The organism is Photobacterium sanguinicancri (assembly GCF_002265265.1).
Taxonomy (GTDB): domain Bacteria; phylum Pseudomonadota; class Gammaproteobacteria; order Enterobacterales; family Vibrionaceae; genus Photobacterium; species Photobacterium sanguinicancri.
In genome coordinates this window covers 1-1,710 of the sequence record NZ_NOIF01000302.1, presented here as the reverse complement: position 1 = coordinate 1,710, position 1,710 = coordinate 1, and the positions used below count along the sequence as shown (strand labels likewise).

General features: G+C 52.4%; 1 rRNA gene (only partly in view). It reads left to right on the top strand.

Features of this window, described 5'->3' with window-relative positions:
- A 23S ribosomal RNA gene (locus ASV53_RS23385) occupies positions 1-1,678 on the top strand; it begins 1,216 nt to the left of the window's first position.
- Positions 1,679-1,710 lie beyond the last annotated feature (32 nt).

The following is a 1,710-nucleotide window of genomic DNA, read 5'->3' as shown; positions in this document are numbered from 1 at the left end:
GTTGCTGGAGGTATCAGAAGTGCGAATGCTGACATGAGTAACGATAAAGGGAGTGAAAAACTCCCTCGCCGGAAGATCAAGGGTTCCTGTCCAACGTTAATCGGGGCAGGGTAAGTCGACCCCTAAGGCGAGGCCGAAAGGCGTAGTCGATGGGAAACGGGTTAATATTCCCGTACTGCTTATAACTGCGATGGGGGGACGGAGAAGGCTAGGTGGGCTTGGCGACGGTCGTCCAAGTTCAAGGGTGTAGGCTGATAGTTTAGGCAAATCCGGACTATCTTAAGGCTGAGACCCGATGTCGAGTCACTACGGTGATGAAGTCATTGATGCCATGCTTCCGGGAAAAGCCTCTAAGCAACAGGTTATAAGCAATCGTACCCCAAACCGACACAGGTGATCAGGTAGAGAATACCAAGGCGCTTGAGAGAACTCGGGTGAAGGAACTAGGCAAAATGGTACCGTAACTTCGGGAGAAGGTACGCTCCTCGCGGTGATGAGACTTGCTCTCTAAGCTGCTGGGAGTCGCAGATACCAGGTGGCTGCAACTGTTTATTAAAAACACAGCACTGTGCAAAATCGAAAGATGACGTATACGGTGTGACGCCTGCCCGGTGCCGGAAGGTTAATTGATGGGGTTAGACTTCGGTCGAAGCTCTTGATCGAAGCCCCGGTAAACGGCGGCCGTAACTATAACGGTCCTAAGGTAGCGAAATTCCTTGTCGGGTAAGTTCCGACCTGCACGAATGGCGTAATGATGGCCACGCTGTCTCCACCCGAGACTCAGTGAAATTGAAATCGCAGTGAAGATGCTGTGTACCCGCGGCTAGACGGAAAGACCCCGTGAACCTTTACTACAGCTTGGCACTGAACATTGACCCTACATGTGTAGGATAGGTGGGAGCCTTTGAAGCATTGTCGCTAGATGATGTGGAGGCAATCTTGAAATACCACCCTTGTATGCTTGATGTTCTAACGTCGCCCCCTTATCGGGGGTGCGGACAGTGCCTGGTGGGTAGTTTGACTGGGGCGGTCTCCTCCCAAAGAGTAACGGAGGAGCACGAAGGTGGGCTAATCACGGTCGGACATCGTGAGGTTAGTGCAATGGCATAAGCCCGCTTGACTGCGAGAATGACAATTCGAGCAGGTGCGAAAGCAGGTCATAGTGATCCGGTGGTTCTGAATGGAAGGGCCATCGCTCAACGGATAAAAGGTACTCCGGGGATAACAGGCTGATACCGCCCAAGAGTTCATATCGACGGCGGTGTTTGGCACCTCGATGTCGGCTCATCACATCCTGGGGCTGAAGTCGGTCCCAAGGGTATGGCTGTTCGCCATTTAAAGTGGTACGCGAGCTGGGTTTAGAACGTCGTGAGACAGTTCGGTCCCTATCTGCCGTGGGCGTTAGATGATTGAGAGGGGCTGCTCCTAGTACGAGAGGACCGGAGTGGACGAACCGCTGGTGTTCGGGTTGTTATGCCAATAGCATTGCCCGGTAGCTACGTTCGGAATCGATAAGCGCTGAAAGCATCTAAGCGCGAAGCGAGCCTCAAGATGAGTCATCTCTAGACCTTTAAGGTCTCTAAAGGGTTGTCGAAGACTACGACGTTGATAGGCAGGGTGTGTAAGTGCTGCGAGGCATTGAGCTAACCTGTACTAATTGCCCGTGAGGCTTAACCATACAACACCCAAGGGGTTTTACGGACTCCATAA